The sequence below is a fragment of the Arthrobacter sp. fls2-241-R2A-172 genome, assembly GCF_030208885.1.
GTDB lineage: Bacteria > Actinomycetota > Actinomycetes > Actinomycetales > Micrococcaceae > Arthrobacter.
The window spans coordinates 301841-328830 of sequence record NZ_JARVTB010000002.1 but is presented as its reverse complement, the minus strand read 5'-3'; the positions used below and the strand labels follow the sequence as shown (position 1 = coordinate 328830).

At 63.3% G+C, this 26990-nt stretch carries 24 protein-coding genes; 5 read left to right on the top strand and 19 right to left on the bottom strand.

The window, feature by feature from the left end; translation table 11 throughout:
* Positions 1-31 precede the first annotated feature (31 nt).
* Positions 32-706: a peptide deformylase gene (locus QRM57_RS04360; protein WP_284985713.1), complete on the top strand. Its 675-nt coding sequence runs from the start codon at positions 32-34 to the stop codon at positions 704-706.
* 33 nt (positions 707-739) lie between these two features.
* Here the strand turns inward: QRM57_RS04360 and QRM57_RS04355 are convergent, their stop codons facing one another.
* Positions 740-2755 (bottom strand): S9 family peptidase, encoded by a 2016-nt coding sequence (locus QRM57_RS04355; RefSeq protein ID WP_284985712.1) that lies wholly within the window; start codon positions 2753-2755, stop codon positions 740-742.
* A 69-nt stretch (positions 2756-2824) separates the two neighbouring features.
* On the opposite strand from QRM57_RS04355, the gene QRM57_RS04350 reads away from it, so the two are divergent.
* The 4 genes from QRM57_RS04350 (at position 2825) to QRM57_RS04335 (ending at position 5883) form a co-directional block, all read left to right on the top strand.
* Positions 2825-3667, top strand: coding sequence for a putative RNA methyltransferase (locus tag QRM57_RS04350; RefSeq protein WP_284985711.1), 843 nt, complete (start codon positions 2825-2827; stop codon positions 3665-3667).
* A gap of 81 nt (positions 3668-3748) precedes the next feature.
* Positions 3749-4210 carry an NfeD family protein gene (locus QRM57_RS04345; RefSeq protein ID WP_257368064.1) on the top strand — a complete coding sequence of 154 codons (462 nt, stop codon included), beginning with the start codon at positions 3749-3751 and terminating at the stop codon, positions 4208-4210.
* Between the two features lie 90 nt (positions 4211-4300).
* A complete protein-coding gene (locus QRM57_RS04340) occupies positions 4301-5278 on the top strand; it encodes an SPFH domain-containing protein (protein ID WP_257368065.1) in 978 nt (325 codons plus the stop codon).
* Positions 5279-5535: 257 nt separating this feature from the next.
* Positions 5536-5883, top strand: a complete 348-nt coding sequence (locus tag QRM57_RS04335) for an RNA polymerase-binding protein RbpA (RefSeq protein WP_011774875.1) — start codon at positions 5536-5538, stop codon at positions 5881-5883.
* A gap of 76 nt (positions 5884-5959) precedes the next feature.
* On the opposite strand, the gene QRM57_RS04330 is transcribed toward QRM57_RS04335, so the two are convergent.
* From QRM57_RS04330 to QRM57_RS04245, 18 genes are all read right to left on the bottom strand, one after another.
* A complete protein-coding gene (locus tag QRM57_RS04330; RefSeq protein WP_257368066.1) occupies positions 5960-6703 on the bottom strand; it encodes a polyprenol monophosphomannose synthase in 744 nt (247 codons plus the stop codon).
* A gap of 401 nt (positions 6704-7104) precedes the next feature.
* Entirely contained in the window at positions 7105-8763 is a 1659-nt protein-coding gene (locus QRM57_RS04325; RefSeq protein ID WP_284985710.1) for an amidohydrolase, read from the bottom strand.
* Positions 8764-8811: 48 nt separating this feature from the next.
* Positions 8812-11787, bottom strand: a complete 2976-nt coding sequence (locus QRM57_RS04320; RefSeq protein ID WP_284985709.1) for a DEAD/DEAH box helicase — start codon at positions 11785-11787, stop codon at positions 8812-8814.
* A 24-nt stretch (positions 11788-11811) separates the two neighbouring features.
* On the bottom strand, positions 11812-12648 hold the full coding sequence (tatC, locus tag QRM57_RS04315) for a twin-arginine translocase subunit TatC (protein WP_257368069.1): 837 nt from the start codon (positions 12646-12648) through the stop codon (positions 11812-11814).
* 6 nt (positions 12649-12654) lie between these two features.
* Positions 12655-12924, bottom strand: a complete 270-nt coding sequence (gene tatA / locus QRM57_RS04310) for a Sec-independent protein translocase subunit TatA (RefSeq protein WP_235522029.1) — start codon at positions 12922-12924, stop codon at positions 12655-12657.
* Positions 12925-12960: 36 nt separating this feature from the next.
* Complete coding sequence (locus QRM57_RS04305) at positions 12961-13311, bottom strand: hypothetical protein (protein WP_235522028.1); 351 nt, start codon at positions 13309-13311, stop codon at positions 12961-12963.
* 9 nt (positions 13312-13320) lie between these two features.
* Positions 13321-15351 carry a helix-turn-helix transcriptional regulator gene (locus QRM57_RS04300; RefSeq protein ID WP_284985708.1) on the bottom strand — a complete coding sequence of 677 codons (2031 nt, stop codon included), beginning with the start codon at positions 15349-15351 and terminating at the stop codon, positions 13321-13323.
* Between the two features lie 95 nt (positions 15352-15446).
* The gene (locus tag QRM57_RS04295; protein WP_284985707.1) at positions 15447-15842 is read right to left on the bottom strand and encodes an FKBP-type peptidyl-prolyl cis-trans isomerase; all 396 of its coding nucleotides are present in this window, start codon (positions 15840-15842) and stop codon (positions 15447-15449) included.
* Between the two features lie 86 nt (positions 15843-15928).
* Positions 15929-16855 (bottom strand): FKBP-type peptidyl-prolyl cis-trans isomerase, encoded by a 927-nt coding sequence (locus QRM57_RS04290; protein ID WP_284985706.1) that lies wholly within the window; start codon positions 16853-16855, stop codon positions 15929-15931.
* Positions 16856-16967: 112 nt separating this feature from the next.
* Positions 16968-18332: a Pup--protein ligase gene (pafA, locus tag QRM57_RS04285; protein ID WP_284985705.1), complete on the bottom strand. Its 1365-nt coding sequence runs from the start codon at positions 18330-18332 to the stop codon at positions 16968-16970.
* A gap of 1 nt (position 18333) precedes the next feature.
* Entirely contained in the window at positions 18334-19041 is a 708-nt protein-coding gene (prcA, locus tag QRM57_RS04280; RefSeq protein WP_284985704.1) for a proteasome subunit alpha, read from the bottom strand.
* 1 nt (position 19042) lies between these two features.
* Complete coding sequence (prcB, locus tag QRM57_RS04275) at positions 19043-19852, bottom strand: proteasome subunit beta (protein ID WP_284985703.1); 810 nt, start codon at positions 19850-19852, stop codon at positions 19043-19045.
* 78 nt (positions 19853-19930) lie between these two features.
* Entirely contained in the window at positions 19931-20134 is a 204-nt protein-coding gene (locus tag QRM57_RS04270; protein WP_211712386.1) for a ubiquitin-like protein Pup, read from the bottom strand.
* A 116-nt stretch (positions 20135-20250) separates the two neighbouring features.
* Positions 20251-21870, bottom strand: a complete 1620-nt coding sequence (gene dop / locus QRM57_RS04265; RefSeq protein WP_284985702.1) for a depupylase/deamidase Dop — start codon at positions 21868-21870, stop codon at positions 20251-20253.
* A 50-nt stretch (positions 21871-21920) separates the two neighbouring features.
* Positions 21921-23729, bottom strand: coding sequence for a proteasome ATPase (gene arc, locus QRM57_RS04260; protein ID WP_235522021.1), 1809 nt, complete (start codon positions 23727-23729; stop codon positions 21921-21923).
* A gap of 97 nt (positions 23730-23826) precedes the next feature.
* Positions 23827-24891 carry a tRNA (adenine-N1)-methyltransferase gene (locus QRM57_RS04255; protein WP_284985701.1) on the bottom strand — a complete coding sequence of 355 codons (1065 nt, stop codon included), beginning with the start codon at positions 24889-24891 and terminating at the stop codon, positions 23827-23829.
* 118 nt (positions 24892-25009) lie between these two features.
* Positions 25010-26173: a site-2 protease family protein gene (locus QRM57_RS04250; protein WP_284985700.1), complete on the bottom strand. Its 1164-nt coding sequence runs from the start codon at positions 26171-26173 to the stop codon at positions 25010-25012.
* The gene (locus QRM57_RS04245; RefSeq protein WP_284985699.1) at positions 26174-26986 is read right to left on the bottom strand and encodes an HAD family hydrolase; all 813 of its coding nucleotides are present in this window, start codon (positions 26984-26986) and stop codon (positions 26174-26176) included. It abuts the gene before it with no gap.
* Positions 26987-26990: the final 4 nt, after the last annotated feature.

Here is a 26990-nt window from a genome sequence, read left to right as displayed (position 1 = left end):
TCGCGGACACTTCCGCGTTAGGCTCAAAGGCATGACGCATCAACCTCATCCCGAGGCGCCCAGCCCCGCCACCGACTTCAACCCCACGCAGATCAGGGATGCTGTCCGAAGGCTGCTTGACGCAGAGGGGCTTCCGGCAATTGTCCAGGCGGGTCATCCTGTCCTGCGTCATGTTGCGGCCCCCTTTGATGGCCAGATAGACGACGTTGAGTTGCTGGCACTCGTTGATCGGATGCGTGAGGTCATGCATGACGCTCCGGGCGTGGGCTTGGCTGCCCCGCAGTTGGGCATCCCCCTTCAACTGGCCGTCCTTGAGGACAAATACGAGGTTGACCCGGCGTCGGCCGCTGTGCGGCACCGGGAGCAGCTGGAGTTCTTCGCCATCATCAACCCGACGTACAAGCCCCTGGGATCGGAGACAGCCTCGTTCTTCGAAGGGTGCTTGTCTGTCGCCGGATACCAAGCCGTCGTGAAACGCCATCGGAACGTCGAGTTGCGGTACACCGATACTGCCGGCGAGCCCGTGGAAGAGTGGTTCTCCGGCTGGCAGGCCCGCATCGTGCAACATGAAACAGACCACCTCCATGGAACCCTCTACCTGGACCGGGCCGAGATACGGTCACTGTCCAGCAATGCGGAGCATTCAGCGCGGTGGGCCGCCCCGGATATCGATGAAGCACGCAGGACCCTCGGTTTCCAGCCCTAGGTGGTGGCGCGGGGCCTCAACCCCTGCAAAGTCCTATGACGCCAGGTGATTGGAAGCCGTCGGAAGGTACCGCGCCCACCAGCGAAGGATGTGGTCGAAGCGCTGCTTCCGATGATGCGGGGTGCCGGAACGGGACAGTTCGTGATCCTCACCAGGGAAGACCAGCAGGGCTGTCTCCACCCCTTGCGCCTTGAGCTGCGAGTAGTAGCGCTGTCCCTGCTCAATGGGGCAACGAAGATCATTCTCGCTGTGCACCACGAGGGTGGGAGTGCGGACGTCAGTGACAACAGCCCTAGGACTTTGCGCCGCCATCTGTGCGGCCGTCCCTCCGGTGTATTCCGCGCCGAAGAACCAGCCAATGTCAGAGGAACCGGCGAAGCTGACAGGGTCCAGGTATCCGCGTTCAACGATCGCGGCCTTGAACCGGTGGTCATGCGCGATGATCCATGCGGTCAGGAAACCGCCGTATGAGCCTCCCATGATTCCCACCCGCTCCTTATCCAGGGTGCCGAAGCCAGCCAAAGCGGCGTCAAGGAACGCCAGGACGTCCTGCATATCCACGGTGCCCATGCGTTCCTTGAGTGCACGTCCGTGGGCTTGGCCATAGCCGGACGAACCGCGGGGGTTGCACATCACCACGGCGTAACCGGCGGCAGCATATACCTGTGCCTCGTCGAAGAATGCTCCGGTGTACTGGGCAAAGGGCCCGCCGTGGATGTTGAGGAGGACCGGATGCGGACCGGGCCCGTCCGGCAGCACAACCCAACCCTGGACGGGGTGTCCATCGCCGGAGTGGGCCTCGAACTCCCGGGGCTCAATCACCCGCGACTCGTTCCGGAGTGTGGCCGAGAAGTCCGTGAGGAGACGGATTTCACCGCGTTCCAAGGTTGCGACGTCGCCCACTGTGGCGGCGTCGGAGAAGCTGACCGCGATTTCACCGTTCGCTGCCACCGTGGCGCCAAGGACGACCCTGGCCCCGTGCACCAGCGGGGTGATTGCTCCTCCGGCAGACACTTCCAAGAGTTCAACGCTGCCCAGCGCGTTGTTCAGGACCAGCGCGCTGTCAGGACCACTGGGCTCCAACGGTCCCGACACGTCCAAATGTTCGACGTCGGTCAGGGTTACTGCCTCTCCCCCGCCGACGGGCATGACGTGGAGCGCAGTGTTGCGTGCGACGAAGTCCCGGCCCGTGTCACCCATATCCTGCGCAAGATAGAACAGCCACTGCCCATCGGAGGATGCGTGGACGTCCGTAACGGTCTGGAGTCCGGCGTTGGAAGGTTCGACGGCGGTCGGCTGGCCGCCATCAGTGGCGATCCGGTAGACGGAGGTGACAAGGTCGTCGTCGTGCCCTTCATGGAGGGCCGCCACGAAGTAGAGCTCCCTGCCGTCAGCGGAGAAGCATGGGGACTCATGGTCGGAATCGCCGAACGTGAGCTGCTTTGCCGCTGGAATTCCCTTGGATGGATTCTTCGGCTGTTCGTGCCCGGCCCTGCCCCGCGGGGTGACGGCCGGTTCGCCGCCCAGCTCCGGTACCTCCACGATGAACAGTTGCTGGCGCTGGTCGGCGGTATAGCCGAGCCCGTTCATCCTGTACTGGTTTGCAGTGACCAGGCGGGCGTCCTCAGCTCCGGAACCGACGCCGTCTACCGTTCCGTAGCGCCCCTGCTCCGGTACGCGCGAGGTGAAGGCAATGCGGTGGGAGTCCGGCGCCCACCTGAAGCCGGAGACTCCCAGCTGTTGGTCCGTGATCCGCTGGGGCTCCCCGCCGGCCGCTTCCACCACGAAGAGTTGCGGCTTACCGTCTGGTTCGCTGCGGATGAAGGCCAGGACCAGTCCGTCGGGCGAGAACGCCGGGGAGGTGTCACGGAACCCGCGGGTGATCCGGCGCGAATGTTTGGTGCTGTCCAACGGGACCGTCCAGAGCTGGCCGACGTAGTTGTCCGCGTCGAAGTCTGGCCTGGTGACGGACACGACGGCTTTGCTGCCATCAGGGTGGATGGCGGGCGCGGACACGGAGTTCAGCAAAGGCAGTTGCTCGGGTTTCACGTTGGTGAGCCTAGCCCGACGGTTGCGGCGAGGGCACCAGACACTCCGTCCCACCGTAGGATTGGAGCCATGTTGCCTGATGCTGTCGCGGCCCTTCGCTGTCCTGTCTGCCGTGGGGCGTTACGGCTCCTGGAGAAGCCGCAAAGGACCCTTACTTGCCCGTCCGGGCACCATTTCGATGCGGCACGGCAGGGATACTTCAACCTGCTGACCGGCAAAGGGACGGTGTTCGAAGCCGATTCCGCCGCCATGGTTGCAGCACGGCAGCGTTTCCTTGACGCGGGACACTATGACGATCTTGCCGGGGCAGTCGCGGAGTCAGTGAGGGCGGTGCTCCACGGGCCGGAGTCCCTCGTCCTTGACGCTGGGACGGGAACGGGCCATTACCTGCATCAGGCCATACAGGGATCCGGCACTTCTGCCGTAGGCCTGGACATCTCCAAGTTCGCCCTTCGGAGGGCTGCCCGGCTGAATCCGGAGGTGGCCAACCTCGTCTGGGACATCTGGCGCCCCTTGCCCTTGGCCAATGACACCGTGGACGCCGTCATGGTGGTCTTTGCGCCGAGGAATCCGGCGGAGTTCGCCCGTGTCCTCCGTCCCGGGGGGACGCTGGTGGTAGTGACTCCTCGGCCTGGCCACCTGGCCGGGATCGCCGAGCGCACGGGCATGCTCGGCATCGAGGAAGGCAAAGCGGAACGCCTCGCCGAGTCCATGCGTGGGCATTTCACGTCAACGTCCAGTGTGGACCTGGACATCGCCCTGACGCTGCGCGGCCCGGAGATGGCGGACCTTGCATATATGGGACCCGCGGGGCACCACCTGAAGGACGGGAAGTTGGCTGAATTGGCCGCATTCGACGGTTCCGTTTCCACCACCGCCATGTTCCGGATCAGCGTGTTCACCGTGTCCTGACGTGGGAGGGCGCGCCGGGCTAGGATGGAAGAACAGCGACTGTGATCCCTCCTGAAGGGGTCCGGGACCAAGGGGGAACCGATGTTCGAATGGCTCGGCGAGAATTGGTGGGCATTGTGGCTCACCCTCTTCCTCGCGTTTGCAGTGGTGGAGATGCTGACTCTCGACCTCTTCTTCATCATGCTGGGCGGCGGAGCCCTTGCAGGATTGGTCGCCGACTTCGCCGGTGCCGAACTATGGCTGCAGATCGTCGTCTTCTGCGTGGTTTCCCTCTTGATGATCGTCTTCCTGCGGCCCGTTGCCCTGAGGCACCTTCACAAGGGGCCTGAAGAGCAGCGTTCCAACATCGACCGCCTGATCGGACAACCTGCCTTGGTCATTGAAGCCGTTACCGGCACCAGTGGACTCGTCAAAATAGGCGGCGACGTTTGGACAGCCCGCAGCGCCGCCGGCACCCTGGACGCCGGAAAGACAGTCCAGGTCACGAGGATTGACGGCGCGACGGCAGTGGTCGCCACGCCTGCCGAAAACAGCCCGCTCTAGGGCGCGACACCCGCCTGCCGGTTATCGGGCCGGCGGGGACTCCCGTGCAGAGCGGCATCAAACCACGCAATTGGGGAACGAAGGAGATGTATGGACGGCTTAGGAGGAACAGCAGCAGCAATTGTGCTGATTGTTCTCGTCATTTTTGTGATCATAGTGTTGGTCCGCTCGGTGAGGATCATCCCGCAGGCGCGCGCCGGCGTCGTTGAACGGCTTGGTAAGTACCAGCGCACGCTCAATCCGGGACTCACCATCCTGATCCCGTTCGTCGACCGGCTCCTGCCGTTGCTTGACCTGCGCGAGCAGGTCGTATCCTTCCCGCCTCAGCCGGTCATTACCGAAGACAACCTGGTGGTCTCGATCGACACCGTGGTGTACTTCCAGGTCACTGATCCCAGGGCGGCTACCTACGAAATCGCCAACTACATCCAGGCTGTGGAGCAGCTGACTACTACCACGCTGCGTAACGTGGTGGGTGGGCTCAACCTCGAAGAGGCACTGACGTCCCGCGACCAGATCAACGGCCAACTCCGTGGTGTGTTGGACGAGGCAACAGGCCGTTGGGGAATCCGCGTTTCACGGGTCGAGCTCAAGGCCATTGATCCGCCCCACTCCATCCAGGATTCGATGGAAAAGCAGATGCGCGCTGAACGTGACCGCCGCGCGGCCATCCTGACCGCCGAGGGCACCAAGCAGTCGCAGATCCTCACAGCGGAAGGCCAGCGCCAAGCCGCTATCCTCGCCGCCGAAGGTGATGCGAAGGCTGCTATCCTCCGGGCCGATGGTGAAGCCCAGGCCATCCAGAAGGTGTTCGACGCGATACACAAGGGGAACCCGGACCAAAAGCTGCTGGCGTACCAATACCTGCAGACGCTTCCCAAGCTTGCCGAGGGCAGCTCCAACAAGCTGTGGATCATTCCCAGCGAAGTCGGCGAGGCACTCAAGGGAATCGGCGGTGCCCTCGGGGGCGCTACGGGAGAGTCTCCTGTAGCTGGCCTCTTTGGCGGTAACGAACAAGCCAAGTCCGCCGAGACTACACCGGTGGCGCCGTCCCGGAGCGCTGAGTAAACGCAGCGCCAACACGCGACGAACGGCCAGCCCCAGTGGCTGGCCGTTCGTCGCGTCCGGCCCCTTTTGAGTACGGAGCGCCGATCCGCGTATAATGGGATATTTGTCCGGCTGGTTCAGCGTGGATGGAACATAAAAGCTTTGCCAGGCGTTGCAATTAGTGATGCAAGGTGTGCAGAAGTAGTCCGTAAGGATCGTGAAAACGGCTTACGGCTAGCGCGGGGTTACTGCTCCGCGAACAGACAGAGGGAGTAATCATGAGCGATCGCAGCCTGCGGGGTATGCGTCTTGGCGCCCAGAGCATGGAAACCGAATCCGGTGTTGAGCCGGCACCGCGCCAGCGGGTCGAGTACCGTTGCGAAGATGGAGAGCAGGTCTTCGTGACCTTCTCCTCAGAAGCCGAGATCCCCCCGGTTTGGGTTTCCAAGACCGGCAAGGAAGCACTCCTGGTTGATGGCGAGCGTCCCGTGGATGCCAACGAGAAAGCTGTCCGCACGCACTGGGACATGCTCCTTGAGCGCCGCAGCCTTCCCGAGCTGGAGCAGATCCTCGAGGATCGTTTGAACATTCTGCGTGAGCGCCGTGGAGAACGCCGCTCCGCATAGCAATCCAGGTACACCAAAGGCCGGCTCCGATTCCCTGAGGGGAATCGGAGCCGGCCTTTTTGGTGTGTTGCGGCGGTTACTTGGCGACCGCCGGCGACTTCCGGGTGAGTTTTGCCCAGCGTGCGGCCAGGCCCCACCTGGTGACGTTGATCATGGCCTCGACAACGATGTTGCCACTCATCTTCGAGGCACCGAGTTCGCGCTCCACGAACGTGATGGGGCGCTCCTCGATGCGCAGGCCCAGCTTGGCTACCCGCCAGGCAAGGTCGACTTGGAAGCCGTAACCAACCGACTCGACTTCGTCCAGGTTCAGCGCTTCCAGCGTGCTGCGACGGAATGCGCGGTAGCCGCCGGTGACATCCTTGATCTTGACGCCCAGCATGATGCGCGCATATGTGCTGCCGATCCGGGAGATGGCCTGACGGTAGAGCGGCCAGTTGACGACGCTGCCGCCTTCCACCCAACGGGAACCCATGGCGAGGTCTGCTCCGTCCTTGACTGCATCCAGGAGGAGGGGAAGTTGCTCCGGCTGGTGCGAACCGTCGGCGTCCATTTCGACCAGGATGTCGTACCCAGCGGCGAGACCCCATTTGAAGCCTGCGATGTAGGCGGCCCCCAGGCCTTCCTTGCCCTTCCGATGCAGGACATGGACGTTGCTGTCCTCCGCGGCGAAGCCGTCGGCCAACTGTCCCGTGCCATCAGGGCTGTTGTCGTCAACCACCAGGACATCGGAATCGGGAACTGCTGCGCGGAGGCGCCCGAGGGTCTTGGGGAGCGATTCGAGCTCGTTGTAGGTGGGAATGATCGTCAGGACACGCAAGAAGAGGCCTTTCCTTGATGGAGCGGTCAGTGTGCCGGACCAGCCAGTCGGCTGGCATTCTGGCGCAACTCTCCATTATAGGACGACGCCGCGACCTCCTCGGGCGGCTGTGGCGCCGAACACATGTGCGGGCAGCTCCGCAGGCCCAGGGCCAGTAGTGCCGGGAAGCGAAGTCCAGGACAAACTGTTTTCTGGGTCACCGAGGATCTGCCCACTCATGTGCCGCCAACATGGAAAACCGGCCACGGCTGGACCGTTAGGCTCCGTGTGCTGCCTCTAAGTTGATCATCCGTTGAGCCTCAATGCTACGGACTCACAGCATGCTGTCAACCAGTCAATGACCTGCGGATCCGTCTGTCTTCCCAGCTCAGAGCACTCGCTCTCCGCGGAAAATTCGCCAGCTAGGACCTGAGTGCCTCATGGGCGAATAGCTCCTGTCCTTCCCGGACAGTCTGGAGGCAACGCGGATCGGTGCCAGTGTCCAGGGCAGGCAGCAGGGGTGTCCGCGCACGGGGGTCCGTGCTCCAGGACTGGACCCTGCTATCGGCAACCTGGACCATGAGTTCGTCGACTTCCCACACCGCGAAACTGGCCGGGGCGCCGGGCACGAGCTGGCCCATCAGGGGGTTCCGATGCTTGGTGGCCCGCCAGCCGGCCCGGGTGTGGCCGAGGAACGCAGCCCTGGCTGAGATCCGCTGCTCGGGGTTGCCGTGCTCCAAACAGGCGCGGACGCTGGACCAGGGGCGCAACGGTGTGACCGGACTGTCACTGCCGAAGGTAATGGGGACTCCGCTGGCGTAGAAGGAGGCGAAGGGATTCATGGATTGGCTTCGCGCGCCGAGGCGTTGCGAATACAGGCCGCCAGCTGCACCCCACGCGGAATCGAAGCCCGGCTGCACACTGACGGTAATGGAGTACTTGGCCAGTCTGTCGATGGCGGCCTGGTCAGCCATCTCGACATGTTCCAGGCGGTGGCTGGCTGCACGGATGCGCTGCTCCCCCACCTCGGCGGCGGCCACGTCCAGCGCGTCCAGTACCGCGGCCAGCCCGGCGTCGCCGATAACGTGGAAGCCTGCCTGGATGCCCAGCAAGGACGTAGCTGCGATGTGCTTCGCTGCGTCATCCACCCCGAGGTACAGGCTGCCGCGTTGACCGGGTGCGTCAGAGTAATCATCCAGCAACGCGGCCGTCCTTGAGCCCAGGGACCCATCCATGTTGAGATCCCCGGCGAGTCCCCTCACATCGGTACCCAGGCCTGCCAGGATGCTCCGGGCATGCTCTTCGGAGGTAGCCAGCTCACCCCAGTACGGAAGTACCTCGGGACTGCCCGGCTGCCCATTCCATGATGCCGCCAAGCGAAGGTCTTCCGGGCCGCAGATGTGGGGTGCGGACATCTCTGCCAACGCCACATACCCGTTGGCGGATGCTTCCTTCAAGGCCCGCTCCTGATATGCGCGCCGCTGGTCTTCCGGGAATTTTCGGGCTGCCAGCCGGGCTGCCGTGTGTGCCGCCCGCACTGCCTGCGCGGTTCCTGACCACCCGTCCAGGCCCGCTGCGTTGGCCTCGGCAGCCAGCGAAGCCGTGATCAGTGCTGAGTGGACATCGATGCGTGAGAGGTACACATGGCGGCCCCCCGATGCCCGTTCCAGTTCTTCGAGGGTAGGAAGCGTGGGATCATCCCACAGCGTCTCGTCCCAACCGTGGCCCAGGATTGTTCCCGTACCACCCGAAGAAGCAACGGCGTCGAGCAGTTCCCTGGCCGAACGCACAGCGCCCAGCTGCAGCCCCGACAGGGCCAGCCCGGTTTCTGTCAGGTGCACATGCGAGTCGACAAAGCCTGGTGCGAGCAAGGCTCCGCGAAGGTCAATGATGTCCATTGATGAATCCGCAATGGAGGTTGCGGCCTGCTCAGAGCCCACCCAGGCAACGGTATCGCCGTCGACCACCATGGCTGTTGCGAACGGATCCGCAGCTGTATAGATCGAACCATTGCGGTACATGGTGACCTTCTTGCCGGTCCCTGCGTGGTGATGGCCGGCAGGCACGCCTGGCTGGTTCATGCGTTGAGCTCCTTGAGCGGTTGAAGACGGTAATTCATGGAGGTGGCGTCAGGCCACGGTGGAATAGGCCACGACGCCGCGCCGGACCAGGTCGATGGACTCGCGGCAGATCCTGGACAGGCGGGGGTCCAGTTGGGGAATTTTGGCCAGTTGGTCCAGGAGATCCACTACCTGCTTCGCCCAACGGACGAAGTCGCCGGCCGCGAGGTCGGTGCCGTTGAGGACATCCTGGAGGTGGCGTCCCTTGGCCCACTTGTACATGGGCCACATCAGTCCAAGTTCGGGCTCCCCGGTCAGCGGGAGCCTGTGGTGTTCTTCTGTGTCCTCCAGCTGTGACCACTCACGCACCACGATGTCCACGGCCGACTCGAGCGAAACCGAGGGCATCTTCGGCCTGAGCCCTCGGTCCTCGCGCTTGGCCTGGTACACCAAGGTACTGGCCAGGGAAGCGAGCTCTGCGGCATCAAGGTCGTTGATGGCGCCCTGCCGGACCGACTGGGAGATAAGGAGGTCCTTTTCTCCGTAGATGCGGCGGAGACGCTGGCCATCAGCGCTGATCCTCACATGACCGGCGTCGTCGGTCTCCAGGTAACCATAGGCCGAGAGGACATCGCAGACACGGTCGAACGTCTTGGCGATCGTGTTGGTCCGGCCTTGGATCTGGCGAACCAGTCCGTCGGTTTCCTTGCGCAGTTTCCACCAGCGCTCCGACCAGCGGGCGTGGTCCTCGCGTTCGCTGCATCCGTGGCAGGGGTGGGCGCGCAATGCACGGCGCAGATCCGCAATCTTTTTTTCCTGGTCCGGGAGCCGGGCACCCAAACCGAAGTCCTCGTGCCTGCTGTTGCGACGGCTATGGGGTACGTCCTCACTGATGGCATGACGCATGGCCGCGGCAAGGTCCCGCCTGGCCTTGGGTACTTTGGAATTGAAGGATTTGGGGATCCTGATGCGGGTAACCGGTGACACGGGCCCCTCCAGGTCGTGGACACCGATGCGCCGGAGCTGGTTATCGGATGTCAGCACGGAGGGCCGCGGTTCGCGGGCATTCCGATCCACCTCGAGGACCACTGCGTGCCCAGCCAATCTGCCGCTGTAGATGCTGATGACATCCCCAGGGATCAACCGTGTCAACGAGTCGGTTACATGGGAGCGGCGGGCACGCTGGTTATCCCGGGCCGCGAAGTTCTCGGCATCGCTGAGGTCGCGGCGGAGCTTGGAGTACTCGGTGAAGTCCCCCAAATGGCATTGCATGGACTTTGCATACCCAGCCAGTGACTCTTCGCGGCCGCGCACCTGCCGGGCGAGGCCAACGACGGATCGGTCCGCCTGGAACTGCGCGAAGGATGATTCAAGGATTTCGCGCGCCCGCACACGGCCAAACTGGGCGATCAGGTTGATGCTCATGTTGTACGTGGGGCGGAAGCTGGAGTTCAAGGGATAGGTGCGCCGCGAAGCAAGGCCTGCGACGGCGGTGGGATCAGTTCCGGGCTGCCACAGCACCACCGCATGGCCCTCGACGTCGATGCCGCGTCGTCCAGCGCGACCCGTGAGCTGGGTGTACTCCCCCGCGGTGATGTTGACGTGCGCTTCGCCGTTAAACTTCTCGAGCTTTTCCAGGACCACGCAGCGCGCCGGCATGTTGACGCCCAAAGCGAGTGTTTCTGTTGCGAACACGGCTTTGACCAGACCGTCTGCGAAGAGCTTTTCCACTACCTCCTTGAAGGTAGGGAGCATGCCGGCATGATGGGCGGCGAAGCCCCTGACCAGGCCGTCCCGCCAGCTCCAAAAGCCAAGGACATCGAGGTCGTCTGCAGGAATTTCGTGGCTTGCTTCGTCCACGCGCTGGGCAATGATCTGTTGCTCGCGCTCGGTTGTGAGCCACAACCCCGATGCCGCGCACTGGGCAACCGCGGCGTCACAGCCCGCCCTGGAGAAGATGAAGGTGATGGCAGGCAGCAGATCCTGGCGACGCAGGCTTTCGATCACCTGGGGGCGGCTGGCTTTGCGGACCGGGCTGCGTTGCTCGGACTGCTGCCGCTCCTCCCTGTAGCGGTCCTGGCGGCGCCGGCTCCGGCCCCCGTGCCCGTATCGGCCGGCTGAGTTCATCCTGCTTTCCGAGCGTGCCATGGCCAGGAGGTCGGGGTTCACTTCAAATTCCCGGCTAACGAGGCTTTGGCTCGCCTTGGTCGATGCGGAGCGCGCGGAAGACACTTTGCGGCGTTGGGGGCCGCTTGGCTCGACAGGGATCTCGGCGTTCTCGGAGAGATCAGGCACCTCGGGGTCCAGTGGGCCCGGCACGGCTGGAGCTATTTCATCGAACGTAGTGTCCCCGGCAAAAAGATCAACGATCTCGCGGCCCACCATTACGTGCTGCCAGAGTGGAACGGGCCGGTGCTCCGAGACAATGACGTCGGTGTCGCCCCTGACGGTGTCCAGCCACGCGCCAAATTCCTCGGCGTTGGAGACTGTAGCGCTCAAGGAAGCAACCTGTACCTCGCTGGGCAAGTGGATGATGACTTCTTCCCACACCGCCCCGCGGAAGCGATCCGCCAGGTAGTGGACCTCATCCATCACCACGAAGCCCAAATCACCGAGCGTCTCCGAATCGGCGTACAACATGTTCCTAAGGACCTCGGTGGTCATGACCACCACAGGAGCGTCGCCGTTAATGGTGGTGTCACCGGTCAGCAGTCCCACATTGGCCGCACCGTACTTGGCCGCCAATTCGGAGAACTTCTGGTTGCTCAACGCCTTAATGGGGGTGGTGTAGAAAGCCTTAAGGCCGCGTTCCAAGGCAAGGTAGATGGCAAACTCGCCAACGATTGTCTTGCCGGCACCGGTCGGGGCGGCCACCAGGACTCCCCGCCCCTCCTGAAGGGAGCGACACGCGTCCCGTTGGAAGTCGTCGAGTTCGAAATCAAGCGAACGGGCAAAGGATCCGAGATACGTTTTCGACTCGGCCGCCCGCTGGGCTGCGGCCTGGTAACGGTCGGACGGTGATGGAGACCCGGAAGTGGAGGACATGCCTCAAGCCTAGTAGGCCGAGGTCTACAGATTCTCCAGATCCGCGGCAGAGGTGGCGATGTCCGCAGTGGCTTCAGTCTCAGCAGCACGCTTCAGGGAGCGTCGTTCCCGGCGCCTGTCGTTGACGAGGCACAGTCCAACGGCTGCGAAGAACAGCAGCAACATGGGGGCGGCCAGGTAGAACATACTCATTGCGTCGGCACCCGGAGCGGCCATGGCCGCGAAAAGGCACACCAGGAAGATGGTGATGCGCCAACTCTTGACGAGTTGCTTACCTTTGATGATTCCCGCGAGGTTCAAGCCAACCAGCACCACCGGAACAAGGAAGGCGATACCGAAAGCCAGCAACAGCCGGAGGACGAACGCCAAGTAGATCTCGGCGCTGATGAAGTTTGAACCGCCGATCGGGGTGAAGTCGGTCAGCACGCGCACTGCGTTGGGCAGCACTAACCACGCGAGGAGGACACCACCAATGAACAGGGGAACTGCCGCCGCCACAAACGACAGCGCCAGGCGGCGCTCCTTTTTGTGAAGCCCGGGGACAATGAACGCCCACAGTTGATAGATCCAGACGGGGCTGGAAACTATCACGCCAAGAAACACCGACACCTGGACCATGAGGTCAAAGGAACTGGCCACACCGTCAAAGTTTAGGGTGGCCGCCCTGCCCTCTTTGGCGTTGAGGTCCTTGATCGGTTTGATCAGCGCTTCAAGGAGCGGCTGGTAGACGATGAAGCCCACCACGGTTCCGACAATGACGCCGATAGCAGCCTTGAAGAGCCGGTTCCTGAGCTCCTTGAGGTGGTCAAGGAGCGCCATCCGGGCTTCGGGGTTGGCCTTGCGCCCCTTCGTTTCTACCACTTCTTCTTAGACGCGGTTAGCGGGCGGAACGTCGGTTTCGCCGTTGTTCTGTGCCTTCACATCCGGGTGCCCTACCACTTTGCCTTCAACGGCGTCGGAAGGTTGCTGCGTATCCTTCGTTTCGGAAGAACCGTCCTTCTTCATTTCCCGGACTTCAGACTTGAAAATGCGCATCGACTGTCCAATGCTGCGCGCCATGGACGGCAGCTTCGGTGCGGCAAAAAGCACCAGAGCCAGGACGATGATGATGATGAGATGCCAGCCTTCGAGCCTCATGTGGGGAGGTCCTTTCCTTTTGGATACATCCTACGTCTATCTGAATTCTATGTCGTGCAGGGATTGTGGCTGACCCCGCTCGGCTTTGCGTTTGACGCGTTTTTGACGCCGAACTTCCTGTCGGGAGGCTTTGGCCGTCAGGTAATCATGACGCATCTGCTCCGGGGAGGCAAAAATGGCGGAACCCGGTTCAGGGCGGTCCGCGGGCGTTTCAACATCGGAGGTTTTCGGGACCGGTGGAAGGTTGCTGAAACGTTTACCTGCGTCAGCCAATTCATGAACAGTTGTCATGAATTTCCTGAACAACCGATACCCCAGCGTCACGTGGAGGAGCAACGAAAGGGCAATGAGCGCGATCCACAACAGGATCCAGAACCACCAAGGCATCTGAGTAGTCTAGCCAGCCCGGCCGGCCGACGAAGAGTCGTACCCGGCCAGGGCCTCGTTGATCCATGCGCGGGTTGCCTGCCGCAAGGCCCCAGGGGTGAGAATTCGCACTGATCCGCCGTGCTGGGAAACAAACATGGGAAGCCACTCCGCGCTGCCGAACCGGACCTCGGCCAGGAGGCCGCCGTCGGGCAATTGCGCCGTGCGCTCGGCGTAGTAGTCGTCAGCCAGCCCCACGCCCTGCCGGGTAAGCTGCAGCACTACCAGCACGTCGTCATCACTGGGTGTGTAGAGCCGCGCCGGGAAGGCGTCCGGAGCCGTCACCGTCCCGGATACCGGACGGCCGTTCGGCTCCAGGGACTCAACCCTGTCCAGCCGGAAATTCCGGAGCCCTTCCTTGCTGTGGCAATACGCTTCGAAGTACCAGGTGTTGTCGAGGGAAAAGAGCCGCAAGGGGTCGACATCCCGCTCTGAAACTTCGTCCCGCTGGAGCGACAAGTACCTCAGCCGGAGCTGCTCCCCGTCCCGGATGGCCTTGGTAATGGTGGCGAAGGCCTGGGACTGTTCGGGTGCCACCGATTGGCCTGCGACCGACCCCGCCAGGCGACCAGCCTGCCCCGCAGCGCCGGTCAACTTGATGGTGACGGACTCCAGTGCGCTCCCGGGTTCGTCCTCAGGCATGCCCGCCAGCGCCGGCAGGTCCCCCAGCATGGCCAGCCCGGTCAGTAGGGCCGCTGCTTCGTCTTCGCTGAAGCGTACGGGGCGGTTCAGGTCCAGGTGCTCGGAAATGTAGACATGGTCGTTTTCCCATTGGATGTCCAGGAGGTCGTCCGGATAGCCTTCGGGCAAGCCGGAACAGATCAGGATCTTGAGATCGTCTATCAGCGCTTTGCGGCTGATGCCGAAGTGGTCTGCGACTTCCTGGATGTGCAGGCCCTGGTGGTGGACCAGGAACGGGACCAGCTGCAGCATCCTGGCCAGCTGGTCCTCCGATGTACGCTTGCGCGCCCGCGGCGTCGGCCCGGCTTCGGGGAAGATCACCGGTGGCTCCGGCGCGGCGTCGAAGTCCAAGGCAGCCTTAAGGCGGCGGACGACGGCGGACCGCAACTCTGCGGGTTCGATCACCGTGGCGTGTGGTCCATAGGATGCCAGCTCTTCGGCGAGCTGCTCAGGGTCCCTGAACTCCACCACGATGCGGTCACGGTCACCGTCAGGGTCGCTGGTGGCGGGAGTCGAGCCGGGCCGGACAGCCCTCTTGCGGAGCGCGAGGAGCCGGCCCCTGTCAACGTCGAGGATAGCTTGTTGGATGGGCAGTTCGTTGAGGGCGTCGAGCTCGGCCCGGGCGTTGAATCCCGCCGGGGGCTCGAAACTGCCTCCGGTTACGACCGTTACCGCCGTCGTCATGCGCGAGAGCCTGAAGAGCCTCTTCGCTTCCCTCCCCCGGTCGAAGCCCACGAGGTACCACTGGGCGAACCGGCTCCCGAGACCCCACGGCTCCACTTCACGCACTTCCTCGCGTCCGGTGCTGACCGCAAGGTAGCCGAAACGGACCGGATGCCTGCCGTGCATGGCCGCCACGACGTCGTCGAACGCTTGTCCGGCGGGCTTGATGCGGGGTTGAACCCCGGCAGGCAGGTCGACGTCCGTGAAACCACCGGCAGCCTGCAGCTTCCGGACGGCGTTTGCTGCTGCGGTACCCAAAGCAGCGCGTTCCCACAACTGCGCAGCGAGAAGGAGCACCGTGCTCTCTGCCGGTGTCAGGTTCACCTCGGGAAGCCGGTTGGAGTCCTTGCCGATCCGGTATCGGGTGGATGCGGGGTCGTCGGCCCCAAAGCTGCGGGGATCGGTCAATGTTTCGATTTCGAAGCCGAACTGCTTCAGGTCCACTTTGTCGCGCTCGAACATGCGCCCAAAAGCGACGTCGTTCTCGGCTGAATCGTGGTAGACCTTTTCGCGAAGGACGGAACGCGGAAGCCCCACCTTGGTATTGAGCAAAGCCAGGAGGAGGTTCAGGAGTCGTTCGGTGCGGGATGCAGACACGGTTGCTACGTTACTAAAGTCCGGCGGGAAAGCAGCAAGGCGCGTCACCGACCGGTAAAACCGGAGGGCAACGCGCCTTGCGCAGAACGCGGGTCCTAGCGGACAGCGACGAGGTCAACCACGAAGATCAGTGCTTCGTTGGGCTTGATCGCTCCGCCGGCACCACGGGTGCCGTAAGCCAGCTCCGACGGGATCTCCAGTCGACGGCGACCGCCAACCTTCATGCCCAGGAGGCCCTGGTCCCAGCCCTGGATGACCTGGCCGACGCCGACACGGAAGTCGAGCGGAGCGCCGCGGCCCCAGGAAGCGTCAAACTCTTCGCCCGTGGACCAGGCGACACCAACGTAGTGGGTGGAGACGGTGTCTCCGGCTTTTGCCTCCGCGCCCGTGCCCTCAATAAGGTCCGTGATGACGAGGTCCGTGGGGACGTCACCTTCCGGGAAGTCGATTTCAGGCTTGGTGCGGTCGAAGTCACGCTGACCAAATGACATGGTTGCTCCTTTTGCAGGATGTACGAATGGTTGTCGGATACCAGCCTAAGCCAGCACGCGGCAGGGATGTCGACGTGCGTCGGTGATTACTTGACGCCGAGGATGTCTACGACGAAGACGAGGTCGCCCTTGGCTTCGCCCTGGCCGGCAGCGCCGTAGGCCAGGTCCTGCGGAATGACCAGCAGGACGCGGGAGCCTACGGTCTTGCCGGTAAGGCCTTGGGTCCAGCCCTTGATGACTCCGCTGAGGGGGAAACTGGTGGACTGTCCGCGGTCGTAGCTGGAATCGAACTTGGTTCCGCCGACGAGGGTGACGCCTACGTAGTTCACCGTGAGTGTGTCAGTGGCTTTGACTTCAGCACCGCTGCCCTTGATCAGGTCCTGGGAGATGAGTTCCTTCGGAGCGGCAACCCCGTCCACGGAAATCTGCGGAATGCCCTTGTCGTCTTCCTTCACGGTGGGAAGCCCTGCCGGCGGCGTCACGGTCTCGCCCTCAGGCTTGTCCAGAACAGGTGCCGCGTCCTGGGCTCCGACCACCTTGAAAACGATCAGCTTGGCAGAAGTTGCAGGTGAAGCCGTCGCGTTGCCCGGAGCGGCGATGGCAATGTAGCTTCCCACCTTGGCGCCGACGATGGCGTTGTACATGGCGGCGTTGGAAGACTTCAACTGATCGTTGATGTCCAGCTTTTCGGGGTCGCTGGCGTAGGTGTCCTCCAGCGAAGAGCCGTCATTGCCATCCATCACGACATAGGCGAGTTGTACCGTCTGTCCGGCCTTGACAGCATCACCCGTGCCGGCACTGACCAATTTCACGGTGGGCTCGGCGACCGTGAGCGGCTTGGCGAACTCAACGCCCGGCGTCTTCTTTTCGCCGTTGTCCGTCACTTTGAGGGAGTCGAGCTTGGAGAGGTCTCCCGTCGACTGGCTGGTGGGCTCGCTGGCTGGAGTTGTTCCTCCTCCGCACGCGGTCATCAGCAGCAGGGCAGGAAGGAGAATTGCTAGGAGTCGGCGCACAAAAAAGACACTTTCGTCGGGGCAAGGGAGACTTGGAATGACGCATTGCGCATCCAAGCAGGTGGCCCCTCTAGAGGAGACCACTACTCAGGATAGCCCGTGAAGCTGGGAGTCAGCTCATAGAGTCCAGGAGGGCGTCCACCCGCTCGTCGACACTGCGGAACGGGTCCTTGCACAGGATCGTCTGGTGCGCGCGGTCATTGAGCTTCAAGTGCACCCAGTCCACGGTGTAATCACGGCCAAGCTCCTGGGCCCTCCGGACGAAGTCCCCACGCAACTTGGCGCGGGTGGTCTGGGGCGGCGCGTCCACAGCGTCCTTCACGTCCGTCTCGGTCACGAGGCGGCGGGCTGCTCCACGGGCCTGCAGCAGGAAGAAGATGCCGCGCTGCCGGGAGATATCGTGATAGGTGAGATCGAGCTGGGCGATGCGGGGCGAGTCCAGGCCGAGGTTATGCCGGCGCATGTAGCCGTCCATGAGCTTCTTCTTGATGGCCCAGTCAACTTCGGTGTCGATGGTGCTGGTATCGCCGCTTTCGATGGCATCCAGAGTCCGCTTCCACAGATCAAGGATGAGCGGTACATGGGCGTTGTGCGCCCCGTTGCTGGCCACGAAGTCTGTGACCTTTGCCAGGTACTCCCGCTGGATGTCCAGCGCCGTCAGTTGCCGGCCATTGGCAAGCCGTACCAGTGCACGCCCGGTCAGGTCATGGGAAATTTCCCTGATGCTGCGGATGGGGTTCTCCATCCGCATGTCACGCATAATGACGCCGGCCTCGATCATGCGCAGGATGAGGTCGACGGTTCCGACTTTGAGCAGCGCGGTGGTCTCGGACATGTTGGAGTCGCCCACGATCACGTGAAGGCGGCGGTAGAACTCGGCATCGGCGTGCGGCTCATCACGGGTGTTGATGATGGGACGCGAACGGGTGGTGGCCGACGACACGCCTTCCCAGATGTGATCGGCGCGCTGGGAGAACGCGAACGTGGCGCCGTGCGGGGTCTTCAGGACCTTGCCCGCACCGGCGATCAATTGCCGGGTCACCAGGAAGGGAATGAGGATCTCAGCGAGGCGGGAAAACTCCCCGCGCCTCGGGATGAGGTAGTTTTCGTGGCTGCCGTAGGAGTTGCCTGCGGAGTCGGTGTTGTTCTTGAAGAGATAAACCGTGCCGTTGAAGCCCTCCGCAGCAAGCCTCGACTGGGCTTCGTCCACGAGGTCGTCCAGGATAAGTTCGCCGGCCCGGTCATGGGCGATGAGCTGGGCGAGGTCGTCGCATTCAGCCGTGGCATATTCAGGGTGCGAACCAACGTCCAAGTACAGGCGGGAGCCGTTGGTCAGGAACACGTTCGACGACCTGCCCCAGCTGACCACCTTGCGGAAGAGGTATCGTGCGACTTCCTCCGGTGCTAGCGGGCGCGAATCCGGGCTGGAATAGGAGATTCCAAACTCCGTTTCAATGCCAAATATTCGCTTGTCCATCTCAGGTCTCCTCTGTGAGCAACCGGGTCATATCCTCGGGCAGCAACCGCCGGAAAGCCCTGCGCGAGCCGCGGTGGCTTTCGGAGGCGCGGTACAGCACTGCTGCCTCGACGGCGGTGGCGGGCAGTTCATCCGCTTCCTTGTCTGTCGCCAAGGCGCGCAATGCCAAACGCATGGCCCCGGCCAGGGTGATTTCCGGCTCCCAAGCCCCACGGACGACGTCGGAGATCTGGTCAGCCAAACCGCCCATGACGACAAAGCCGTTTTCATCAGCGATCGATCCATCAAAAGTAAGCCGGTAGAGGTGGTCCTGCTCCCGGGTGGCGCCAACCTCGGCCACTGCCAGTTCCACCTCGAATGGCTTCTGTTCGGCGGTGAACACGGCACCCAGGCTCTGGGCGTAGACGCTCGCCAGTCCGCGGGCAGTCACGTCTTCGCGATCGTACGAATAGCCGCGGACGTCAGCGTACCTGACGCCGGCCTGTCGAAGGCTTTCGAATTCGTTGTACTTTCCCACTGCGGCGAAGGCGATCTTGTCATAGATCTCGCCGATCTTGTGCAGGGAGGGTGACGGGTTTTCGGCTATCAAGGCGATGCCATCCGCGCAACTGATGACCACAACGGAACGGCCACGTGCGATGCCTTTCCGTGCGAAGTCCGCACGGTCCTTCATCAGTTGCTCGGGCGATACATAGAACTGCTGCGTCATCTCAGGCCTCCCGTCCGGCGATGGCCCGCGACTCAACAATGGCCCCGGCGATGGCCGCCAGGTCCCTTTCGGGAACCCGTCGGTGACCAGCGCGATTAACTGTGTACACCACCGGCCAGAGTTGCCGGACAGGGTCCGGTCCACCCGTGGCGGAGTCGTCGTCGGCGGCGTCGTAGAGGGCCTCGACAGCCACGGCGACGGCGGCCTCTTCCGGGAGGTTCGGCTTCCAGAGCTTCTTCAGGGCGCCGCGGGCGAACACGGATCCGGAACCCACGGAGTGATGTTCCTGCTCTTCATAGCGGCCCCCGGTGACGTCGTAGGAGAACAGGCGGCCGACTCCGGATGAATGGTCGAATCCGGCGAAGAGTGGGATGACGGCCATCCCCTGCATGGCCATGGGCAGGTTTCCGCGGATCATGGCCCCGAGGCGGTTGGCCTTGCCCACGAGGCTGAGCAGTGTTCCCTCGATCTTCTCGTAGTGTTCCAGTTCAACCTGGAACAGGCGCGTGATATCGATGGCCAGGCCTGCCGTCCCGGCGATACCAAGGACAGAGTACTGGTCGGCCGGGAACACCTTCTCGATGTGCCTGCTGGCAATGACGTTGCCCATGGTGGCCCTGCGGTCACCGGCCATCAGCACCCCGCCGGCATATGTCAGCGCGACGATTGTGGTGGCATGTGGGGACGACGGCACGGTGCCTGCGGGTAACGACTGATTGAACGGCAGGAGCTCGGGACGGGATCGTTGGAGATGCTCCGTAAAGGAAGACGTTGCCTGGTTGGCCAGGGGGCCGGTTGATGGGTCCTGCATTGCTGCACTCCTTCGACTCTGCGTTCCGATGCCCGGCGGCCTCACGCGGCCGGGCCGTACAACCTGTGGGGGCTCCGGTTACTGGCCACCCTTTTGAACGAACGCCCTGACGAATTCCTCGGCGTTGGATTCCAACACGCCGTCAATTTCGTCCAGGAGGTCATCCACGCCCTGCGTCGCCTCCGAGGCTTTCGCTTCGGGTGCTGCCGGCGGAGCCTCCGGGACGTCCACTTCAGTCTCGGTTTCCCGCGACTGCGGTTGTTGCTGCTCCTGAGCTGCCATTTTCTTCTCCCTACTGTCCGTCTCCGGGGGCGGAGACTTCCTACTGCAATATTGCCACGCTGCGGGCCGTTGCGGACGGCTTTGGCCAGCTGCCAAGCCGCCTGTGGCGAACCGGATCAGGCCTTTGCCGGTGGCTGGCCTTGCCCCATCAATTCGGCAAGGAATGGGCCGGCCTCCTGATGGCGGTCAAACAGCGCGCCGGTCAGGGAACGGGTCCCCCTCAAAGGCTCCCGGGTGGGCACCCGTTGGAGCTTCCCGAGCCCGGGAACGTCGAAAATCACCGAGTCCCAACTGGCACCGACGACGTCCTTGCCGTACTTGGTGACGCAGCGGCCGCGGAAGTAGGCCCTGGTGTCCGACGGCGGTTCGCTCACCGCCCGGGCGATGTCGCCGTCGTCGACTATGCGTGCCATGCGGTCCCTGGACAGCAGCCGGTAATAGAGGCCTTTCTCCGGCCTGATATCAGCCCACTGCAGGTCCACCAGTCCCAGCCGGGCGTCGTCCCAGGCGAGTCCGTCCCGGTTGCGGTACCCCTCCAGCAGTGATTTCTTGGCCACCCATTCCACGGAGGAAGCCGCGGCGTCGAGGTCAGTCCCGAGCGTGGTGAGCGTGGACTCCCACTGGGACAACACGCCGTGGGTGTGTCCGTCGCCCGAGACCGAATCCGACACCCCTGTTTCCTGTGCCAGTTTCGACGCTGCTTCGTAGTACATCCATTGGAGGTCGAGGGCGGTCACCCTCCGTCCGTCGACGAGTCGCACGGTGGCCGTAAGCGTGGTGTCATGGCTGACGGACTGAAGGGCTTGGACTGGCTCATGGACTTCGATCCTTGGAGCCTGCCCGGCCTCGATGAGGCTCAGAACCATGGCCGTAGTACCGAATTTGAGGTAGTTGGACGCCTGGCTGAGGTTCGCGTCCCCAATGATCACATGGAGTCGCCGGTACTTGTCCGCGGTGGCGTGGGGCTCGTCCCGGGTGTTGATGATGGGCCGGCGGATAGTGGTTTCCAGCCCCACCTCCGCCTCGAAGAAGTCGGCACGTTGGCTGATCTGGTACCCGGGCGTCGAACTGTCCTGGCCAAGGCCGACCCGTCCCGCGCCGCATATTGCCTGGCGGGAAACAAAGAACGGGGTCAGTCCCCGGATGATGTCACCGAAGGGCACCGAACGGGGCATGAGGTAGTTCTCATGGGATCCGTAGGAGACGGATTTGTTGTCGGTGTTGTTTTTGTACAGGTTGATGGGAGGAAGGCTGGTATCAGCCGCGACCTTCCGGACCGTGGCCAGGGCGACGAGGTCCCCGGCGGCGTCCCACGCAACGGCGTCACGGGGGTTGGTGACTTCCGGGCTCGAGTATTCGGGATGGGCGTGGTCCACGTAGAGGCGCGCACCATTTCCCAGGACCATGTTCATCAGCAGGGAGCCGGACTCGTCCGCGCCGTCCAGCTCCAACTCCTGGCGGCCGTAAGCCAAGGCCACGGCCTCGGCGTCGAGCACCGGCGGCTGATCCGTCAACTGGCTGGGGTCCGCTGCCGCCCGGTCCAGGGTCCACCCGCGTGCGTCATGCAAGGGTTCCTCGTCGGTGTAATCCCAGCGGGTCTCCGCACCGCCGGCAGCGCGTTGGCGGGTCACCGTGGCATAAGCCTGGATGATCCTGGCAGACATCATGGTCGCGTTCGCGCCCGGGGCCGACGGGGCGTGGATCCCGTATTCGGTTTCCGAGCCCATGACGCGCATTGCGCCGCCTTCGGGTAACTGCGCGGACGGTGTTCCTTCGACTCTTGCTGTCACAGGTACTGGCCCGTGTTGGCGGTAGTCTCGATCGACTTGCCCGGCTCCTGCCCGGCCTTACCCTGCACGATCGTGCGGATGTAGGTGATCCGTTCGCCCTTCTTGCCCGATATCCTGGCCCAGTCGTCCGGGTTGGTGGTGTTCGGCATGTCCTCGTGCTCACGGAACTCGTCCACCACGGCCCGCAGCAGGTGCTCGATGCGCAGGCCTTTTTGGTGGTTCGTCAGGAGGTCCTTGATGGCGTACTTCTTGGCGCGGTCCACCACGTTCTGGACCACTGCGCCGGAGTTGAAGTCCTTGAAGTACAGCATCTCCGTATCGCCGTTGGCATAGGTGACTTCGAGGTATTCGTTGGACTTCTCCGTCGAATACATGGCCTCCACCGTTCGCTGGACCATGGCGTCCACCGTGGCTTGCACGTCTCCTCCGTACTCAGCGAGGTCCTGGGCGTGGAAGGGCAAGTCCGTGGTGATGTACTTCCCGAAAATGTCCGCTGCAGCCTCGGCATCGGGCCGCTGGATCTTGACCTTGACATCGAGCCGACCCGGGCGAAGGATCGCGGGATCGATCATGTCCTCACGGTTTGAAGCACCGATGACGATCACGTTATCGAGCCGTTCCACGCCGTCGATCTCGCTGAGCAACTGCGGAACGATGGTCGTTTCGACGTCGGACGACACGCCGGTGCCGCGGGTACGGAACAGCGAATCCATTTCATCGAAGAAGACCACCACCGGGCTGCCATCGGAAGCCTTCTCACGGGCACGCGAAAAGATCAGGCGGATGTGTCGTTCCGTTTCACCCACGTATTTGTCGAGCAGCTCCGGGCCCTTGATATTGAGGAAGTAGCTCTTGACCTCCGTGTTGCCGGCGCGCTCGGCGGCGCGGGCCGCCAGCGAATTGGCCACGGCTTTGGCGATCAGCGTCTTGCCGCAGCCCGGAGGACCGTACAGCAGGATGCCCTTCGGAGCCTTGAGTCCGTGCTCACGGTAAAGGTCCGGGTGCAGGAACGGCAGTTCGACGGCGTCGCGGATCTGTTCAATCTGCGGGCCGAGGCCGCCGATGTCCTGGTAAGTGATGTCAGGTACTTCTTCGAGGACAAGGTTTTCCACCTCGGCGCGCGGGACCTTTTCCAGGGCGTAGCCCGTGCGTGAATCCAGTGACAACGCATCGCCCACCTTCAGGTGGATGTTCTGCAGGGCTCCAGAAAGCCGCACAACGCGTTCCTCATCCGCCCGGCCCACCACCAGCGCCCGGTCCTTGCCGAGCATCTCCTTCAGCGTGACCAGTTCGCCGGCGCGCTCGTAACCGAGCCCGGCAACCACCAGGAGTGCCTCGTTGAGCAGGACTTCCTGTCCGACGGCAAGCTGGTTGATGTTGACCAAGGGACTGACACCCACGCGCATCTTGCGGCCGGCGTTGAAGATATCCACCGACTCTTCGGTTGCGGCCTGGCCGGAGCTCCCAGCCGAGGGTTGCTTCCGGGGGTTGACCTGCACCACGGTCCCAAAGCTGTAGGGCGGCTGCCCCTCCTGCTCCAAAGCACCCTTCAAGCGCAGGATCTCGGACTTCGCTGCTTCCAGCATGCTGACGAGCTTGCCGTTGTTCTGCGTAGCGGCGGCCAGCTGGCGGTCGATGTGGCGGAGCTTGTCCCGGAGGATGTTGATCTGCCGCTCGGCAACAGTCAGTTCACTCGAGGCCTCCGACGGTTGCGCGGGGGCCAGCCCCCGGCTTGCTGCCTCTTCCGGTGCGGCGTGTCCTTCTTCCGGCGTCTGCCGTCCAAGGTCGTTGTTTGACGTGTCCACGAATCATCAGCCCCTTCCTGCGCTTAACAAGACCTTAGTCCCGAAAAGCTCAGGGTGCTGGGTGACATTCGGAATGCGGACCCTATTGTGACCTTTGTCAGTTTGTGACCGTGGGGTCATCCTGGACGTTGGTTCCGGCGATGGCATCACGTGCGGCGCGCCGGAGTTTCTTGTCCGAAACTGCCCGCTCCCCTACTGCGCCGGGCGTCCAGGCGTTGAGGTCCTCTTCGCTGAATTCGGTCTTGGAAGGGCGGCGCTTTACCGAGATTCCGGTGACGCCTTCGGCGAGGCGGCGGGTGACCAGCAGGAAGCCGGTGTGCGCCACCATGCGGTGATCCGGCCGGACAGCCAGGCCCTCAAGGTGCCAGCCACGTACCATCGACTCCCAGGCATCCGGCTCGGTGAAACGCCCGTCAGCGCGGATGGCTTCGGCAGTGCGGGACAGCTGGGTGACCGTCGCTACATAGTTGATCCACACGCCGCCAGGCGCCAGCACGGTAGCCACCGCGTCCACGCACTCCCAGGGAGCCAGCATGTCAAGCACTACGCGGTCGACGGATCCGGGGGCCTCTGCCTTGACGACCTCTTCCTGGAAGTCACCCAACGAGATCTGCCAGGCCGGGTGCGGACCACCGAAGATTGTCTCGACGTTCCCGCGGGCGATGTCGGCGAATTCTTCGCGGCGCTCGAAGGAGTGCAGGTAACCGCCGTCGCCGACAGCCCGCAGCAGGGAAATGGACAGGGCACCGGAACCCACGCCGGCTTCCACGACACGTGCGCCCGGGAAAATGTCAGCCATGGTGACGATCTGGCCGGCGTCCTTCGGATAAACAACGGCGGCACCGCGAGGCATGGACAAAACGAAGTCGGACAGCAGCGGCCTCAGCGTCTGGTACTGCTGGCCGACGTTGTTGCTGACCACGGAGCCATCCACCTTGCCGATGATCTCATCGTGGTTCAGGAAGCCCCGGTGCGTGTGGAATGCCCCGCCGACTTCCAGCGTCACAGTGTTCATGCGGCCACGTTCGTCCGTGAGTTGCACCCGTTCGCCCACGCGGAAAGGGCCACGGCGGCGGGCTGCGCCCGTCGGCTGCACGGCGGTTCCGGTAGCTGCCGCGTCAGGGCCTGCGCTGGCCTCGGGGGCGGCGTTTTCGCTGCTCATGTGGTGTTCCTCGCTGTTGTACGGCTGGGCCGCGACGTGTTGCTGGCTGGTGGGCGCCAAAAAAGGCCGCGGAGTTGTTTGCTAAGACGGCCGGCATGTAACTCTACCGGTCGCTGGGTCAGGGGCGACCGCTCCGGCGGGCTTCCTTACCTGTAATGGCTGTCACGACAGCCTGCTGGCGCAGCAGTCCAGTGACGATTCCGTTGTGGTCCACCACAGCGTATTCGCCCCCTTCCAAGCGCGCCAAGTACTGGATGAGTTCCTGTCCCTTGGACCATTCGGGGACATAGGCCCCGGCCCCCAGTGCGTGCGCCACTGCGGTAACCGGCGTCGTCGTAGCTGCCTTTAGCGGCACCGAAGCGACGGCACCCGGGTCCACGACGCCTTGCGGCTTACCGTCCGGTCCACAGATGACGACGGCGGGGATTCCGTTAGGAGCGATGGCCAGGACATCGGCCACGGAAGCCGAGTTCGGCACCCCGACGGCGCGATCCGCGAGTCCCGCCGCGCTGACCATGTACAGGCGGCTGCGGAGCTTTGCGTGGTGGATGGAACTGGAGGCACCCATCCAGAGGAATCCGCAGACAAGGACGGTGATCAACATCAGGCTGATATCCAGCGGAGCACCGGTCAGGAGTGGCAACGCAATGAACCAGATGACCAAGGCCGCGACGATGATGCGGCCGGACCAGCCGGCAGCAATTGTTCCCTTGTCCTGGCTTCCGGTGGCTTTCCACACTGCGGATTCCACCAAACGACCACCGTCGAGCGGCAAACCCGGAAGCACGTTGAACAGGCCGATCAGGAGATTGGCCCACATGAGGATGTTGGCCAGGATTTCGGATACGCCGCTCAGCACATCGGCGGAGAGGACACCCCACATGGCGGCTGCCAGGACGAAGTTCGAAGCAGGTCCGGCCAGGGCCACCACGACTGAGCGGCCAGGTGAGGCCGTGAAGTTCTCAAACTGCGTGTGTCCGCCCCAGAGATTCAGGACAATCTTCTCGGTGGGCCATTTGAAGGCCTTGGCGCTGAGCGCATGTGCCAGTTCGTGGAGCAGCACGGAGATGGCCAGCAGCAAGGCGTAGCCTAATGCTACGAAGTAGGCGCCCAGGCCCAGGCGCGGCATCTGCACCAGCAGGGCCGGCCCGTAGACAATGACGGTGAACCCTGCAATAACAAACCACGAGTACGCAAGGTAGACCGGAATGCCGGCGATCTTCCCCAGCGGGATACCCTCCTTCTTGGCGGAGGCGTGGTGCGGTGTGGTGGGACTGCTCACCTAGTTGGCCCTTTCAAGAACGTTTCCAGCCGGGAAGCGATCGACGACGAGTTGCCTCACGTCTTCGACGGTCCGGCCTGTGAGCGTGTCCCACAGGACCATGCGTGGGTCTTCGGGCAGCGGCACCTGGTGGGGTATGCCCACCGTCACGACGCCTGAAGCAATGGCGGCCGTGGCACCGGGAACGGAATCCTCCAGCGCAACGCAGTGGTGGATGGTCAGTGCCGGATCATCCAGGCGGAGTCTTTCAACCGCAGTCAGGTAGGCCTCGGGGTGCGGCTTTCCGTTGGTGACGGTGTCTCCGGTGACCATGAACTCGAAGTACGGTTTGGCCAAGCTCTCCACTACCACTCCGGCCAGGGGACCTTCGGACATGGTGACCAGCGCGCACCGGACGCCGGCCTGGTGGAGTTCATCGAGGAGCTCCCGCGCGCCCGGCCGCCATGGAACGTTCCGGCGCACCTGCGCGATCACCTGGGCACTAAGGGTGTCGACGATCTGGCGGGCCTCAAGCTTGACCCCCGCGTCCTGCAGGATGGCTGCCGAGTGCAGCAGGGACTGGCCCACCAACTGCATCGCCTGCTGGTGCGACCACGTGCCGCCATGGGACTCCACCAGGGCGCGTTCAGCCGCGATCCAGTAGGGCTCAGTGTCCACCAGGGTGCCGTCCATATCCCAGAGCACTGCTTTGAGGAGGGGCTGGCTGGGTAAGGAATGCATGGCTTCAAGTCTACGTGGAACCGGGCGGGCGCCTGTGCGCGCATTGCGCTGTGGGCGAAGAGGGGACACGCACCGGCGTGAAATGCCATGCATCCCG

Coding starts and splice junctions, on each gene's coding strand:
- QRM57_RS04360 (WP_284985713.1), top strand. CDS start 32: ATGACGCATCAACCTCATCCCGAGGCGCCCAGCCCCGCCACCGACTTC.
- QRM57_RS04350 (WP_284985711.1), top strand. CDS start 2,825: ATGTTGCCTGATGCTGTCGCGGCCCTTCGCTGTCCTGTCTGCCGTGGG.
- QRM57_RS04345 (WP_257368064.1), top strand. CDS start 3,749: ATGTTCGAATGGCTCGGCGAGAATTGGTGGGCATTGTGGCTCACCCTC.
- QRM57_RS04340 (WP_257368065.1), top strand. CDS start 4,301: ATGGACGGCTTAGGAGGAACAGCAGCAGCAATTGTGCTGATTGTTCTC.
- QRM57_RS04335 (WP_011774875.1), top strand. CDS start 5,536: ATGAGCGATCGCAGCCTGCGGGGTATGCGTCTTGGCGCCCAGAGCATG.
- QRM57_RS04325 (WP_284985710.1), bottom strand. CDS start 8,763: ATGAACCAGCCAGGCGTGCCTGCCGGCCATCACCACGCAGGGACCGGC.
- QRM57_RS04320 (WP_284985709.1), bottom strand. CDS start 11,787: ATGTCCTCCACTTCCGGGTCTCCATCACCGTCCGACCGTTACCAGGCC.
- tatA (WP_235522029.1), bottom strand. CDS start 12,924: ATGAGGCTCGAAGGCTGGCATCTCATCATCATCATCGTCCTGGCTCTG.
- QRM57_RS04305 (WP_235522028.1), bottom strand. CDS start 13,311: ATGCCTTGGTGGTTCTGGATCCTGTTGTGGATCGCGCTCATTGCCCTT.
- QRM57_RS04295 (WP_284985707.1), bottom strand. CDS start 15,842: ATGTCATTTGGTCAGCGTGACTTCGACCGCACCAAGCCTGAAATCGAC.
- pafA (WP_284985705.1), bottom strand. CDS start 18,332: ATGGACAAGCGAATATTTGGCATTGAAACGGAGTTTGGAATCTCCTAT.
- prcA (WP_284985704.1), bottom strand. CDS start 19,041: ATGACGCAGCAGTTCTATGTATCGCCCGAGCAACTGATGAAGGACCGT.
- prcB (WP_284985703.1), bottom strand. CDS start 19,852: ATGCAGGACCCATCAACCGGCCCCCTGGCCAACCAGGCAACGTCTTCC.
- QRM57_RS04270 (WP_211712386.1), bottom strand. CDS start 20,134: ATGGCAGCTCAGGAGCAGCAACAACCGCAGTCGCGGGAAACCGAGACT.
- dop (WP_284985702.1), bottom strand. CDS start 21,870: ATGCGCGTCATGGGCTCGGAAACCGAATACGGGATCCACGCCCCGTCG.
- QRM57_RS04255 (WP_284985701.1), bottom strand. CDS start 24,891: ATGAGCAGCGAAAACGCCGCCCCCGAGGCCAGCGCAGGCCCTGACGCG.
- QRM57_RS04245 (WP_284985699.1), bottom strand. CDS start 26,986: ATGCATGGCATTTCACGCCGGTGCGTGTCCCCTCTTCGCCCACAGCGC.